The organism is Pseudomonas sp. R5-89-07 (assembly GCF_003851685.1).
Classification (GTDB): Bacteria; Pseudomonadota; Gammaproteobacteria; order Pseudomonadales; family Pseudomonadaceae; genus Aquipseudomonas.
Genome location: NZ_CP027727.1, coordinates 778,751 through 793,815, shown reverse-complemented (window position 1 = coordinate 793,815; position 15,065 = coordinate 778,751). Strand labels below are relative to the sequence as shown.

At 57.2% G+C, this 15,065-nt stretch carries 8 protein-coding genes, 2 tRNA genes and 3 rRNA genes; 6 read left to right on the top strand and 7 right to left on the bottom strand.

The genetic code is table 11. From position 1 onward, the window contains the following. Nucleotides 1–64: 64 nt before the first annotated feature. The 7 genes from rrf to C4J94_RS03395 all read right to left on the bottom strand — a co-directional run bounded on the left by rrf (nucleotide 65) and on the right by C4J94_RS03395 (nucleotide 8,726). Nucleotides 65–180, bottom strand: a 5S ribosomal RNA gene (gene rrf, locus C4J94_RS03425). Between the two features lie 151 nt (nucleotides 181–331). Beyond that, nucleotides 332–3,223 (bottom strand): 23S ribosomal RNA (locus C4J94_RS03420). Between the two features lie 247 nt (nucleotides 3,224–3,470). Next, nucleotides 3,471–3,546 (bottom strand) — tRNA-Ala (locus tag C4J94_RS03415). 30 nt (nucleotides 3,547–3,576) lie between these two features. Beyond that, nucleotides 3,577–3,653, bottom strand: a tRNA-Ile gene (locus tag C4J94_RS03410). Nucleotides 3,654–3,734: 81 nt separating this feature from the next. After that, nucleotides 3,735–5,271: ribosomal RNA gene (locus tag C4J94_RS03405) — 16S ribosomal RNA — on the bottom strand. The 16S, 23S and 5S rRNA genes sit together here with 2 tRNA genes alongside, the layout of an rRNA operon. A gap of 572 nt (nucleotides 5,272–5,843) precedes the next feature. Then, nucleotides 5,844–7,337, bottom strand: coding sequence for a CoA-acylating methylmalonate-semialdehyde dehydrogenase (locus C4J94_RS03400; protein WP_124384982.1), 1,494 nt, complete (start codon nucleotides 7,335–7,337; stop codon nucleotides 5,844–5,846). 39 nt (nucleotides 7,338–7,376) lie between these two features. After that, nucleotides 7,377–8,726, bottom strand: a complete 1,350-nt coding sequence (locus C4J94_RS03395; protein WP_124384981.1) for an aspartate aminotransferase family protein — start codon at nucleotides 8,724–8,726, stop codon at nucleotides 7,377–7,379. A gap of 126 nt (nucleotides 8,727–8,852) precedes the next feature. Between C4J94_RS03395 and C4J94_RS03390 the strand changes: the two genes are divergently transcribed. The 6 genes from C4J94_RS03390 to C4J94_RS03365 all read left to right on the top strand — a co-directional run bounded on the left by C4J94_RS03390 (nucleotide 8,853) and on the right by C4J94_RS03365 (nucleotide 14,931). Continuing rightward, nucleotides 8,853–9,773 carry a LysR family transcriptional regulator gene (locus C4J94_RS03390; protein ID WP_124384980.1) on the top strand — a complete coding sequence of 307 codons (921 nt, stop codon included), beginning with the start codon at nucleotides 8,853–8,855 and terminating at the stop codon, nucleotides 9,771–9,773. An 87-nt stretch (nucleotides 9,774–9,860) separates the two neighbouring features. Further along, a complete protein-coding gene (locus C4J94_RS03385; protein WP_124384979.1) occupies nucleotides 9,861–11,246 on the top strand; it encodes a uracil-xanthine permease family protein in 1,386 nt (461 codons plus the stop codon). Nucleotides 11,247–11,333: 87 nt separating this feature from the next. Further along, nucleotides 11,334–11,993 carry a TetR/AcrR family transcriptional regulator gene (locus C4J94_RS03380; protein WP_124384978.1) on the top strand — a complete coding sequence of 220 codons (660 nt, stop codon included), beginning with the start codon at nucleotides 11,334–11,336 and terminating at the stop codon, nucleotides 11,991–11,993. A 12-nt stretch (nucleotides 11,994–12,005) separates the two neighbouring features. Further along, entirely contained in the window at nucleotides 12,006–12,587 is a 582-nt protein-coding gene (locus C4J94_RS03375) for a YigZ family protein (protein WP_124384977.1), read from the top strand. Between the two features lie 58 nt (nucleotides 12,588–12,645). Continuing rightward, nucleotides 12,646–13,332 (top strand): SDR family oxidoreductase, encoded by a 687-nt coding sequence (locus C4J94_RS03370; protein ID WP_034134634.1) that lies wholly within the window; start codon nucleotides 12,646–12,648, stop codon nucleotides 13,330–13,332. Between the two features lie 240 nt (nucleotides 13,333–13,572). Next, a complete protein-coding gene (locus tag C4J94_RS03365; protein ID WP_124384976.1) occupies nucleotides 13,573–14,931 on the top strand; it encodes an 8-oxoguanine deaminase in 1,359 nt (452 codons plus the stop codon). Nucleotides 14,932–15,065 lie beyond the last annotated feature (134 nt).

Here is a 15,065-nt window from a genome sequence, read left to right as displayed (position 1 = left end):
TGTGATTTTCGACCGCCCAAAACAAAACCCCAACTGCTTTCGCAATTGGGGTTTCGGAATTTAATCTTGACGATGACCTACTCTCACATGGGGAAACCCCACACTACCATCGGCGATGCATCGTTTCACTGCTGAGTTCGGGATGGGATCAGGTGGTTCCAATGCTCTATGGTCGTCAAGAAATTCGGGTACTGAGTCGTGACCAGCTGGCCTCGCTTCAGCAAATTGGGTATGTAATAGAAGTCGGTGTTTTGCGAGCGTCGAACTTTCGGTTCATTGCGTCTTCACACACCGCAATCTGGCCTTTCGACGCAAATTGCTTGGGTGTTATATGGTCAAGCCTCACGGGCAATTAGTATTGGTTAGCTCAACGCCTCACAGCGCTTACACACCCAACCTATCAACGTCGTAGTCTTCGACGGCCCTTCAGGGAACTCAAGGTTCCAGTGAGATCTCATCTTGAGGCTAGTTTCCCGCTTAGATGCTTTCAGCGGTTATCTATTCCGAACATAGCTACCCGGCAATGCCACTGGCGTGACAACCGGAACACCAGAGGTTCGTCCACTCCGGTCCTCTCGTACTAGGAGCAGCCCCTCTCAAATCTCAAACGTCCACGGCAGATAGGGACCGAACTGTCTCACGACGTTCTAAACCCAGCTCGCGTACCACTTTAAATGGCGAACAGCCATACCCTTGGGACCGGCTTCAGCCCCAGGATGTGATGAGCCGACATCGAGGTGCCAAACACCGCCGTCGATATGAACTCTTGGGCGGTATCAGCCTGTTATCCCCGGAGTACCTTTTATCCGTTGAGCGATGGCCCTTCCATACAGAACCACCGGATCACTAAGACCTACTTTCGTACCTGCTCGACGTGTCTGTCTCGCAGTCAAGCGCGCTTTTGCCTTTATACTCTACGACCGATTTCCGACCGGTCTGAGCGCACCTTCGTACTCCTCCGTTACTCTTTAGGAGGAGACCGCCCCAGTCAAACTACCCACCATACACTGTCCTCGATCCGGATAACGGACCTGAGTTAGAACCTCAAAGTTGCCAGGGTGGTATTTCAAGGTTGGCTCCACGCAGACTGGCGTCCACGCTTCAAAGCCTCCCACCTATCCTACACAAGCAAATTCAAAGTCCAGTGCAAAGCTATAGTAAAGGTTCACGGGGTCTTTCCGTCTAGCCGCGGATACACTGCATCTTCACAGCGATTTCAATTTCACTGAGTCTCGGGTGGAGACAGCGCCGCCATCGTTACGCCATTCGTGCAGGTCGGAACTTACCCGACAAGGAATTTCGCTACCTTAGGACCGTTATAGTTACGGCCGCCGTTTACCGGGGCTTCGATCAAGAGCTTCGCGTTAGCTAACCCCATCAATTAACCTTCCGGCACCGGGCAGGCGTCACACCCTATACGTCCACTTTCGTGTTTGCAGAGTGCTGTGTTTTTAATAAACAGTCGCAGCGGCCTGGTATCTTCGACCGGCATGAGCTTACGGAGCAAGTCCTTCACCCTCACCGGCGCACCTTCTCCCGAAGTTACGGTGCCATTTTGCCTAGTTCCTTCACCCGAGTTCTCTCAAGCGCCTTGGTATTCTCTACCCAACCACCTGTGTCGGTTTGGGGTACGGTTCCTGGTTACCTGAAGCTTAGAAGCTTTTCTTGGAAGCATGGCATCAACCACTTCGTCATCTAAAAGATGACTCGTCATCAGCTCTCGGCCTTAGAATCCCGGATTTACCTAAGATTCCAGCCTACCACCTTAAACTTGGACAACCAACGCCAAGCTGGCCTAGCCTTCTCCGTCCCTCCATCGCAATAACCAGAAGTACAGGAATATTAACCTGTTTTCCATCGACTACGCTTTTCAGCCTCGCCTTAGGGACCGACTAACCCTGCGTCGATTAACGTTGCGCAGGAAACCTTGGTCTTTCGGCGTGGGTGTTTTTCACACCCATTGTCGTTACTCATGTCAGCATTCGCACTTCTGATACCTCCAGCAAGCTTCTCAACTCACCTTCACAGGCTTACAGAACGCTCCTCTACCGCATCACTTACGTGATACCCGTAGCTTCGGTGTATGGTTTGAGCCCCGTTACATCTTCCGCGCAGGCCGACTCGACTAGTGAGCTATTACGCTTTCTTTAAAGGGTGGCTGCTTCTAAGCCAACCTCCTAGCTGTCTAAGCCTTCCCACATCGTTTCCCACTTAACCATAACTTTGGGACCTTAGCTGACGGTCTGGGTTGTTTCCCTTTTCACGACGGACGTTAGCACCCGCCGTGTGTCTCCCATGCTCGGCACTTGTAGGTATTCGGAGTTTGCATCGGTTTGGTAAGTCGGGATGACCCCCTAGCCGAAACAGTGCTCTACCCCCTACAGTGATACATGAGGCGCTACCTAAATAGCTTTCGAGGAGAACCAGCTATCTCCGAGCTTGATTAGCCTTTCACTCCGATCCACAGGTCATCCGCTAACTTTTCAACGGTAGTCGGTTCGGTCCTCCAGTTAGTGTTACCCAACCTTCAACCTGCCCATGGATAGATCGCCCGGTTTCGGGTCTATTCCCAGCGACTAGACGCCCTATTAAGACTCGCTTTCGCTACGCCTCCCCTATTCGGTTAAGCTCGCCACTGAAAATAAGTCGCTGACCCATTATACAAAAGGTACGCAGTCACCCAACAAAGTGGGCTCCCACTGCTTGTACGCATACGGTTTCAGGATCTATTTCACTCCCCTCTCCGGGGTTCTTTTCGCCTTTCCCTCACGGTACTAGTTCACTATCGGTCAGTCAGTAGTATTTAGCCTTGGAGGATGGTCCCCCCATATTCAGACAAAGTTTCTCGTGCTCCGTCCTACTCGATTTCATGACTAAGAGATTTTCGCGTACAGGGCTATCACCCACTATGGCCGCACTTTCCAGAGCGTTCCGCTAATCTCAAAGCCACTTAAGGGCTAGTCCCCGTTCGCTCGCCACTACTAAGGGAATCTCGGTTGATTTCTTTTCCTCAGGGTACTTAGATGTTTCAGTTCCCCTGGTTCGCTCCATACACCTATGTATTCAGTGTAAGGTAACCATCTTATGATGGCTGGGTTCCCCCATTCAGACATCTCCGGATCAAAGTCTGTTTGCCGACTCCCCGAAGCTTTTCGCAGGCTACCACGTCTTTCATCGCCTCTGACTGCCAAGGCATCCACCGTATGCGCTTCTTCACTTGACCATATAACCCCAAGCAATCTGGTTATACTGTGAAGACAACATTCGCCGAAAATTCGAATTTCTCAGTTAAGAGAACTCACAAATTTTACCTTAGCCTGATCCGTTACCAGTGAAAGTAACGTTCAGTCTATCTTTCTATCACATACCCAAATTTTTAAAGAACGAACTAGTCAAAGACTAGAAATCAACATTCACCATCACAACGATGGAATGCTCATTTCTAAGCTTTATACCGACAGAAGCAGTAGTGGTGGAGCCAAACGGGATCGAACCGTTGACCTCCTGCGTGCAAGGCAGGCGCTCTCCCAGCTGAGCTATGGCCCCGTATTTCTACAGGCGTTTCCCACACAAAATTGGTGGGTCTGGGCAGATTCGAACTGCCGACCTCACCCTTATCAGGGGTGCGCTCTAACCAACTGAGCTACAGACCCAATTTCGGGCTGCTTCTTTCGTCTTCTTCAATGAATCAAGCAATTCGTGTGGGAACTTATGGAGCAGCTGATGTCGTCGATTAAGGAGGTGATCCAGCCGCAGGTTCCCCTACGGCTACCTTGTTACGACTTCACCCCAGTCATGAATCACACCGTGGTAACCGTCCTCCCGAAGGTTAGACTAGCTACTTCTGGTGCAACCCACTCCCATGGTGTGACGGGCGGTGTGTACAAGGCCCGGGAACGTATTCACCGCGACATTCTGATTCGCGATTACTAGCGATTCCGACTTCACGCAGTCGAGTTGCAGACTGCGATCCGGACTACGATCGGTTTTGTGGGATTAGCTCCACCTCGCGGCTTGGCAACCCTCTGTACCGACCATTGTAGCACGTGTGTAGCCCAGGCCGTAAGGGCCATGATGACTTGACGTCATCCCCACCTTCCTCCGGTTTGTCACCGGCAGTCTCCTTAGAGTGCCCACCATTACGTGCTGGTAACTAAGGACAAGGGTTGCGCTCGTTACGGGACTTAACCCAACATCTCACGACACGAGCTGACGACAGCCATGCAGCACCTGTCTCAATGTTCCCGAAGGCACCAATCCATCTCTGGAAAGTTCATTGGATGTCAAGGCCTGGTAAGGTTCTTCGCGTTGCTTCGAATTAAACCACATGCTCCACCGCTTGTGCGGGCCCCCGTCAATTCATTTGAGTTTTAACCTTGCGGCCGTACTCCCCAGGCGGTCAACTTAATGCGTTAGCTGCGCCACTAAGAGCTCAAGGCTCCCAACGGCTAGTTGACATCGTTTACGGCGTGGACTACCAGGGTATCTAATCCTGTTTGCTCCCCACGCTTTCGCACCTCAGTGTCAGTGTTGGTCCAGGTGGTCGCCTTCGCCACTGGTGTTCCTTCCTATATCTACGCATTTCACCGCTACACAGGAAATTCCACCACCCTCTACCACACTCTAGTCAGTCAGTTTTGAATGCAGTTCCCAGGTTGAGCCCGGGGATTTCACATCCAACTTAACAAACCACCTACGCGCGCTTTACGCCCAGTAATTCCGATTAACGCTTGCACCCTCTGTATTACCGCGGCTGCTGGCACAGAGTTAGCCGGTGCTTATTCTGTCGGTAACGTCAAAACAATCACGTATTAAGTAACTGCCCTTCCTCCCAACTTAAAGTGCTTTACAATCCGAAGACCTTCTTCACACACGCGGCATGGCTGGATCAGGCTTTCGCCCATTGTCCAATATTCCCCACTGCTGCCTCCCGTAGGAGTCTGGACCGTGTCTCAGTTCCAGTGTGACTGATCATCCTCTCAGACCAGTTACGGATCGTCGCCTTGGTGAGCCATTACCTCACCAACTAGCTAATCCGACCTAGGCTCATCTGATAGCGCAAGGCCCGAAGGTCCCCTGCTTTCTCCCGTAGGACGTATGCGGTATTAGCGTCCGTTTCCGAACGTTATCCCCCACTACCAGGCAGATTCCTAGGCATTACTCACCCGTCCGCCGCTCTCAAGAGAAGCAAGCTTCTCTCTACCGCTCGACTTGCATGTGTTAGGCCTGCCGCCAGCGTTCAATCTGAGCCATGATCAAACTCTTCAGTTCAAACATCTTTGGGTTTTTAAGAAACCCTAAACTTGGCTCAGCAATCGTTGGTTACATCTTTGATTTCTCGCGGAGTAACTTGTGATGCTGATAATCTTGTTGACTATCAGTCTGACTCCACAAGCACCCACACGAATTGCTTGATTCAGTTGTTAAAGAGCGGCTGGTTAAGATCTTTCGTCTCAACCGAGGCGCGCATTCTACAGCAGCCTCATTTGCTGTCAAGTGGTTATTTTCAGAAGTTTTCGAAGATTTCTTCAACAACTTCAACCACTTGCGCTTGCGATCTCTCGTAAGCGGGAGGCGAATTCTACAGCGTTACACGCTGCTGTCAACACCTCTTTTTCAACTTCCTTTTGGCTTCGATGAACTGAAGCACCCTGCTGCTGAAACCTACTTAACTCATTGTTTACCAAGGAGTTTTCCGTTTCGACTGCGCCGGAAGTGGGGCGAATTATAGGCTTTCAGAATCTGCCGTCAACCTTCTTTTTCACATTTCTGTCATATAAGTCAAAAAGCCCCAGAAACGCAAAGGCCGGCCCCCAAGGGGCCGGCCTTTTACTTACCCAGCCTTACAGGCTAGGGAAAGCGAACTGCGACGCTTCATGGCTGGCCCGCTGAGGCCAACGCTGGGTGATCGCCTTGCGACGCGTATAGAAACGCACCCCATCCGGCCCATAGGCATGCAAGTCGCCAAATAGCGAACGTTTCCAGCCACCAAAGCTGTGATAAGCCACTGGCACCGGCAGTGGAACGTTAACCCCCACCATGCCGACTTCGATCTCATCACAAAACAGACGTGCCGCCTCACCATCACGGGTGAAGATGCAGGTGCCGTTGCCATACTCATGATCGTTGATCAGTTGCATCGCCGCTTCCAGGCTGTCCACCCGCACCACGCACAACACCGGCCCGAAGATCTCTTCCTTATAGATACGCATCTCAGGGGTGACGCGATCAAACAGGCTGCCACCGAGGAAGAATCCTTCCTCATGCCCGGCAACGCTCAAGCCACGGCCATCGACGACCAGCTTTGCCCCCGCCGACACACCGTCCTCTATATAACCACTGACCTTGTCCCGGGCCTGCCCTGTCACCAATGGCCCCATATCCAGTCCACAGGTTGTGCCCGCGCCGATCTTCAGCGCCTTGACCTGCGGCACCAGCTTGGCAATCAACGCATCTGCCACCTGGTCGCCCACGCATACGGCCACCGAGATCGCCATGCAGCGCTCACCGCAAGATCCATACGCCGCGCCCATCAAGGCACTGACTGCGTTATCCAGGTCCGCGTCCGGCATCAACACCGCGTGGTTCTTCGCCCCGCCCAGTGCCTGCACGCGCTTGCCGCGCCTGGTCGCTTCGGAATAGATGTACTCGGCAATCGGCGTCGATCCTACAAAGCTAAGCGCCTTGACTTCAGGTGCTTCGATCAATGCATCCACCGCACCTTTGTCACCATGCACCACGCTCAGTACGCCCTTGGGCAAACCCGCTTCCTGCAGCAACTGTGCGATCAGCAGCGTCGAACTCGGGTCACGCTCGGACGGTTTGAGAATGAAGCAGTTACCGCATACGATCGCCAGCGGATACATCCACAGCGGCACCATCGCCGGGAAGTTGAACGGCGTAATGCCCGCCACTACGCCCAGCGGCTGAAAATCCGACCAGGCATCAATATTCGGGCCCACATTGCGGCTGTATTCGCCTTTGAGAATCTCCGGCGCCGAGCACGCGTACTCCACGTTCTCGATGCCACGCTTGAGCTCACCGGCAGCATCTTCCAATGTCTTGCCGTGCTCTTCGCTGATCAACTGCGAGATGCGCGCCTCGTTCTGCTCCAGCAACTGCTTGAAACGGAACATCACCTGGGCACGTTTGGCCGGCGGCGTATTGCGCCAGGCCGGGAACGCGGCCTTGGCCGAGTCGATCGCCTGTTGAATGGTTTCGCGACTGGCCAACGGCACCTGGTGAATCACCTGGCCAGTGGACGGGTTGTACACGTCGGCGCTGCGACCGCTGTCGTTAACCAACTCGCCGTTGATCAAATGCTGGATAAGGCTCATGCAGGGCTCCTGAAAAATGGTTCTATATAGAAGGAGAAATCAGTCGATCTTGTTCAGCACTTCACCGACCGCATCGAACAGGCGATCCAGATCCTGCGGCTTGCTGTTGAAGGTTGGCCCGAACTGCAGGGTGTCACCACCAAAACGCACGTAGAAGCCGGCTTTCCACAGTGCCATGCCGGCCTCGAACGGACGCACGATCGCGTCACCGTCACGCGGGGCAATCTGGATGGCACCCGCCAGGCCGTAGTTACGAATATCAATCACGTTCTTGCTGCCCTTCAAGCCATGCAGCGCATTCTCAAAGTGCGGCGCGACTTCGGCTACGCTCTGCACAAGGTTTTCCTTTTGCAGCAGGTCCAGCGCCGCCAGGCCGGCCGCGCAGGCCACCGGGTGCGCCGAATAGGTGTAGCCGTGGGGAAATTCCACCGCGTACTCAGGCGTCGCCTGGTTCATGAAGGTCTGATAGATCTCACTGCTGGCAATCACCGCGCCCATGGGAATCGCGCCGTTGGTGACTTGCTTGGCGATGCACATCAAGTCCGGGGTCACGCCGAAGCTGTCGGCGCCGAACATCGAACCGGTGCGGCCGAAACCAGTGATGACTTCGTCGAACACCAACAGGATGTTGTGCTGATCGCAGATTTCACGCAGGCGCTTGAGATAGCCCTGCGGCGGCACCAGCACGCCCGCGGAGCCGGCCATTGGCTCGACAAACACCGCGGCGATGTTCGAAGCATCATGCAGCTCGATCAGCTTGAGCAACTCATCGGCCAATGCGATACCGCCCTGCTCCGGCATGCCACGGGAAAACGCGTTACTCGCCAGCAGCGTATGCGGCAAGTGGTCGACATCCATCATTGCCTGGCCAAACAGCTTACGGTTACCGCTGACACCGCCGAGGCTGGTGCCAGCAATGTTCACACCGTGGTACCCGCGGGCGCGGCCGATCATCTTGGTCTTGGTGGCCTGGCCCTTCAGGCGCCAGTAGGCGCGCACCATCTTCACTGCGGTGTCGGCGCACTCGGAGCCGGAATCGGTGAAAAACACATGGTTCAGGTTGCCCGGGGTAAGGTCGGTGATTTTTTCCGCCAACTGAAAGGACAACGGATGACCGTATTGGAAGCCCGGCGAGTAGTCCAGGGTGCCCAACTGCTTGGCCACCGCTTCCTGGATTTCCTTGCGCGTATGCCCGGCGCCGCAGGTCCACAGGCCCGACAGCGAATCGTAGACCTTGCGCCCCTTGTCATCGGTCAACCAACTGCCTTCGGCAGCCACGATCAGCCGCGGATCGCGCTGAAAGTTACGGTTGGCGGTGTAAGGCATCCAGTGAGCATCCAGCTTGAGTTGGCTGGCCAGGGACGATGGGGCGTTTTCCGGCATGTTCATCAGCAAAACCTCGCAAGGCAAAAGGCAGCGTCGGGATTGAAAAAGCGTTGTTGCAGCTAAATTGCCACGGGGATAAAGTCGGTGAAATTCAACTCTTCTAACCTTCAGTCAGGACTTCACTAAACTATGAGCAGCCGTCGTCCCGACCCTCTGGCCCAGGTCAGCGACTTTGATATCCGCTTGCTGCGCATCTTTCGCAGCGTGGTGGAGTGCGGCGGGTTTTCGGCGGCCGAAACCGTTCTGGGCATCGGTCGCTCGGCCATCAGCCAGCAAATGAGTGACCTGGAACAGCGCCTCGGGCTGAGGCTATGCCAACGTGGGCGTGCGGGGTTCTCGTTGACGGAAGAAGGCCGCGAGGTCTATCAATCGGCGTTGCAACTGTTGAGTGCCCTGGAAAGTTTTCGCACCGAGGTCAACGGCCTGCACCAGCACTTGCGCGGAGAGCTGATCATCGGCCTCACCGACAACCTCGTCACCCTGCCCCATATGCGCATCACCCACGCCCTGGCACAGCTCAAGGAGCGCGGCCCGGATGTGCAGATTCAAATCCGCATGATCGCCCCCAATGAAGTGGAGCAAGGCGTACTCGATGGTCGCCTGCACGTTGGCGTGGTGCCCCAAGCCAGCGCGTTGTCCGGCCTGGAGTACCAACCGTTGTACAGCGAACGCTCGCTGCTCTATTGCGCGGTCGGCCATCCGCTGTTTTATGCCGACGACAAGCAACTGGACGACACCCGGCTCGACAGCCAGGACGCCATCGCCCCCACCTTCCGTTTGCCCGCCGAGATCCAGGCCCATTACCAGGCGCTCAATTGCACCGCCAGCGCCTCGGATCGCGAAGGCATGGCGTTCCTGATCCTCACCGGCCGCTATATCGGCTACCTGCCCGACCACTACGCCAGCCTGTGGGTACAGCAAGGCCGACTACGCGCGCTGAAATCGGCTACACGGTTTTACGATTTGAGCCTGGCATCGGTCACGCGCAAGGGCCGGCGCCCCCATTTGGTGCTGGAAAGCTTCCTCGAAAGCCTGGCAGCAACGCGCTAACGCGAGGCTTCAGCAAAAAGCTGAGCAGGTGGACAGCTTTTTGCAAGGCACATGGACCTTGAACCGTCCGCCCCGAGTTGACCCGCCATGCCACCAGAATCCAACGACCTGATCTACGGCCTCGACGACCGCCCCAAACCTCTGCCCGCCCTGCTCGCCGCATTGCAACATGTGCTGGCCGCATTCGTCGGCATCATCACTCCGCCCTTGATCATCGGCTCCACCCTGGGCCTCACCGCGCACTTGCCCTACTTGATCAGCATGGCGCTGATGGTCTCCGGCGTCGGCACGTTCATCCAGGCCCGCCGGCCGTTTGGTATCGGGGCGGGCATGATCTGCCTGCAGGGCACCAGTTTTGCGTTCCTGGGTGCGGTGCTGTCGGCCGGTTTCCTGGTCAAGCAACGCGGCGGCAGCCCTGAGGACATCCTGGCGATGATCTTCGGTGTGTGCTTTTTCGGCGCCCTGGTGCAAATCGTGCTGAGCCGCTTTATCGGCCAACTGCGCCGGGTCATCACGCCCTTGGTCACCGGAATTGTGATTACGCTGATCGGCATCAGCCTGATAAAAGTGGGGATCACCGACCTCGGCGGCGGGTTCAACGCCCCCGACTTCGGCGCGCCCACCAACCTGGCCCTGGGCCTGTTTGTGGTAGCGACGATTATTCTGCTCAACCGCTCGAACACGCCTTGGGTGCGCCTCTCGGCCATCATTATCGGCCTGGCGTTGGGCAGCCTGGCCGCCTGGTTCAGCGGCAAGCTGGTGCCCCAGGCCTTGCCCGACTTGCCTTTGATCAGCCTGCCTACGCCGTTTCGCTTTGGTTTCAGTTTCGACTGGAGCGCCTTCCTGCCAATCGCGCTGATTTATCTGATCAGCAGCATCGAAACCGTCGGCGACCTGACCGCCAACTGCATGATTGCCCGTCAGCCCATCAGCGGTGCGTCTTATATAAGCCGACTCAAAGGCGGCGTACTGGGTGATGGCGTCAGTTGCATGATCGCCGCCACGTTCAGCGCCTTCCCCAATACCACCTTTGCGCAAAACAACGGGGTGATCCAACTCACTGGCGTGGCAAGCCGATACGTCGGCTTGTACATCGGCGTGGTATTGGTTTGTCTTGGCTTGTTTCCCATGATCGGCGCGGTGCTGCAGCAAATTCCCAAACCGGTGCTGGGCGGTGCAACCCTGGTCATGTTCGGCAGTGTCGCCGCAGCCGGTGTGCGTATCCTTGCGCAGGCGCCGCTGGACCGACGCAGCATGCTGATCATTGCCACCTCGTTCGGGGTCGGCCTGGGCATCGCCGCCCAACCCAACCTGCTGCACCTGATGCCAACCCTGGTGCAGAACGTATTCGACTCCGCCATCACCAGCGGCGGCCTGACTGCTCTTGTGCTGTGCCTGCTATTACCCGAGACCAACACCAGCGAAACGATTGCAAACAACACGCCTGAAAGCGACTCACTGGAATCGCTTTGACGGTTTTATTGCATCAACACTTGTCTGAGGCTTGAGGGTGGGTTATCTGTGCACACGTCGCCTCTATCGATCAGCACGGAAACCTCCATGAGCCTCGAAGTTCCTGCCCACAGCAACCACGCCGGTAAACCCGCCAGCCGCATTCGGCAAAAGAACGAACAAGCGATTCTCCAGGCTGCTGAAGATGAGTTCGCGCGCCATGGCTACAAGGGCACCAGCATGAACACCATCGCTGCCAGTGCCGGGCTGCCCAAAGCCAACTTGCATTATTACTTCACCAACAAGCTTGGCCTGTACATTGCGGTGCTGAGCAACATCCTGGAATTGTGGGACAGCACGTTCAACGCACTGACCGCCGAGGACGACCCGGCCGTCGCCCTATCCCGCTACATCCGCACCAAGATGGAATTCTCACGCCGCCATCCACAGGCCTCGCGAATCTTCGCCATGGAGATCATCAGCGGTGGCGAATGCCTCACCGAGTATTTCAGCCAGGACTACCGCGCCTGGTTCAGCGGTCGTGCGGCCGTGTTCCAGGCCTGGATCGATGCCGGCAAGATGGACCCCGTCGACCCGGTGCACCTGATCTTCCTGTTATGGGGCAGCACCCAGCACTACGCCGACTTCGCCACCCAGATCTGCCGCGTCACCGGTCGCACCAAGCTGACCAAGCAGGACATGGAAGACGCCGGCACCAACCTGATCCACATTATTCTCAAAGGCTGTGGCATCAAGCCGGCCCAATAAACGAAGCGATTTATGCCATTCACGCTCACAGGTTGTTGCGAATTTCGTGAAGAAATACGCAAAAGCCGCTTTATCACCCTGGCAGCGCCGATCACCAGCCCGCAGGACGCCCAGGCGTTTTTCGAGCAGCACAGCGACCTCAACGCGACGCACAACTGCTGGGCCTGGAAGCTGGGCGATCAATACCGCAGCAACGACGACGGCGAACCCGGCGGCACCGCCGGGCGGCCCATTCTTGCGGCCATCGAAGCCCAGGGTTTCGATCAGGTCGCCGTGCTGGTCATTCGCTGGTACGGCGGCATCCAGCTGGGCACCGGCGGGCTGGCCCGGGCCTATGGCGGTGGCGCCAACAAGTGCCTGCAGAATGCCGAACGCATCGAGCTGATCAGCCGCATACCCTTGAGCTGCGCCTGCGCATTCGCCGAGCTGAACCTGGTCAAACTGCGCGTTGCCGAGCTCGGTGGGTTGGTGGTGGAGGAAACCTTCACCGCCAACGGTGTCGAACTGCAACTGGCTTTAGGCGAAGAGCAGGTGGATACCCTGCAAGCCCAACTGGCCGACCTGAGCCGTGGACGCATCCTGCTGCAACGCTGAAAACTGTTACTGTTATTTGCTGAACTCCCTGAACCGCGACTCTAAAAGGAAGCTTTTCATGTCTACGCCAAAAACCGCACTGATCATCGGCGCCTCGCGCGGGCTGGGCCTTGGCCTGGTCAAGCAACTGCTCCAGGACGGCTGGGACGTGACCGCCACCGTGCGCGACCCGAACAAGGCCGACGCCCTGAAAGCCGCAGGCCCGGTGCAGATCGAGAAACTCGACATGGACGACCAGCAAGCCGTAATCGCACTGGCCCAGCGCCTGAAAGACCGCACCTTCGACCTCCTGTTCGTCAACGCCGGCGTCAAGGGCCCCGCGAACCAGGAGCCTGGCCACGCGACCCTGGCGGAAGTCGGCCAGCTGTTTTTCACTAACGCCGTGGCCCCGATCAACCTGGCCCAGCGTTTTGTCGGGCAGATCCGCAAGGACACCGGGGTGCTGGCCTTCATGAGTTCGGTACTGGGCAGCGTGACCATCCCCGACGGTTCGGACCTGGCGCTGTACAAAGCCAGCAAGGCGGCGCTCAACTCCATGACTAACAGTTTTATCACCCAACTGGGCGAGCCCAAACCGACAGTGCTATCGCTGCATCCGGGCTGGGTAAAAACCGACATGGGCGGCGAGAACGCGCACATCGACGTTGAAACCAGCGTGCGCGGCCTGGTGGATCAGGTAAATGCCTACACCGGCAAAGGCGGTCATCATTTCGTGGACTACAAGGGCGACACCATCGCCTGGTAAAAGACTACCCATAAAAATGTGGGAGGGGGCTTGCCCCCGATGGCGGCGGATCAGTCACTTAGATGTCGACTGACACTCCGTCATCGGGGGCAAGCCCCCTCCCACACTGACCGCGTCCGCTTGCCGGCATGTGGACCAACACGTAATCTACCCGCCTCGCCCTCCCCGGCGACCCTGGATCAGCAGACAGGGCAACACTGAGCTGGCAAACCTGAACCCATCATTCAGAGGAGCCGGCCAATGCCTGCGACCCGTATCTGGTTAAAAAACCCCCTCGCTATCTTTACTGCCAATGGCCTCGATGCCCGTGGCGGCCTGGTGTTGCAAGACGGTGTCATCATCGAAGTGCTGGCCCAGGGGCAGTCTCCCGCACAGTCCTGTGCGCAGGTGTTCGATGCCCGCGAGCATGTAGTCCTGCCCGGGCTGATCAACACCCACCATCATTTCTACCAAACCCTGACCCGCGCCTGGGCGCCGGTGGTCAACCAGCCGCTGTTTCCCTGGCTGAAAACCCTGTACCCGGTCTGGGCCCGACTGACTCCGCAAAAACTTGCCCTGGCGTCGAAAGTGGCACTCGCCGAATTGCTGCTCTCCGGCTGCACCACAGCGGCAGACCACCACTACCTGTTCCCCGACGGGTTGGAAAATGCCATTGATGTGCAGGTCGACAGCGTGCGCGAACTGGGCATGCGCGCCATGCTCACCCGCGGCTCCATGAGCCTGGGCGAAGCCGATGGCGGGCTGCCGCCGCAGCAGACCGTGCAACAAGGCCAAGTGATCCTCGACGACAGCCAGCGCCTGATCCACCACTACCACGAGCGCGGCGACGGCGCGCAAATCCAGATCGCCCTGGCGCCCTGCTCACCGTTTTCGGTCACCCCCGAAATCATGCAAGCCAGTGCAGAGCTGGCCAACACGCTCGACGTGCGCCTGCACACGCACCTGGCGGAAACCCTCGATGAGGAAGAATTCTGCCTGCAGCGTTTCGGCCTGCGCACCGTGGACTATCTCGACAGCGTCGGCTGGCTTGGCCCGCACACCTGGCTGGCCCATGGCATTCATTTCAACCCGGATGAGATCGCCCGCCTGGGCGCCGCCGGCACGGGCATCTGCCATTGCCCGAGTTCGAATATGCGCCTGGCCTCCGGTATCTGCCCGACCCTCGACTTGCTCGCCGCCGGTGCCCCGGTCGGCCTGGGGGTGGACGGCTCCGCGTCCAACGACGCCTCGAACATGATCCTCGAAGCGCGCCAGGCCTTGTACATCCAGCGCCTGCGTTACGGAGCGGAAAAGATCACGCCCGAAGGCGTGTTGGGCTGGGCGACCAAAGGCTCGGCGCAGCTACTGGGGCGTGCGGATATCGGTGAGCTGGCCGTAGGCAAACAGGCTGACTTGGCGTTGTTCAAACTTGATGAGCTGCGCTTCTCCGGTAGCCACGACCCGATTTCAGCGCTGTTGTTGTGCGGCGCGGATCGCGCAGACCGGGTGATGATCGGCGGCAAGTGGCGGGTCATCGACGGGCAGGTGGAAGGCCTGGACCTCAAAGGCTTGATCGCCGATCACACCCAGGCGGCGCGCCAGCTGATCGCCGGCACCTAAGCCAAACGAAGCTTAAAATGTGGGAGGGGGCTTGCCCCCGATGGCGGTGTATCAGTCAGTATTAATGTTGACTGAACCACCGCTATCGGGGGCAAGCCCCCTCCCACATTTGCTCTATGGTGATATTGAAAGCT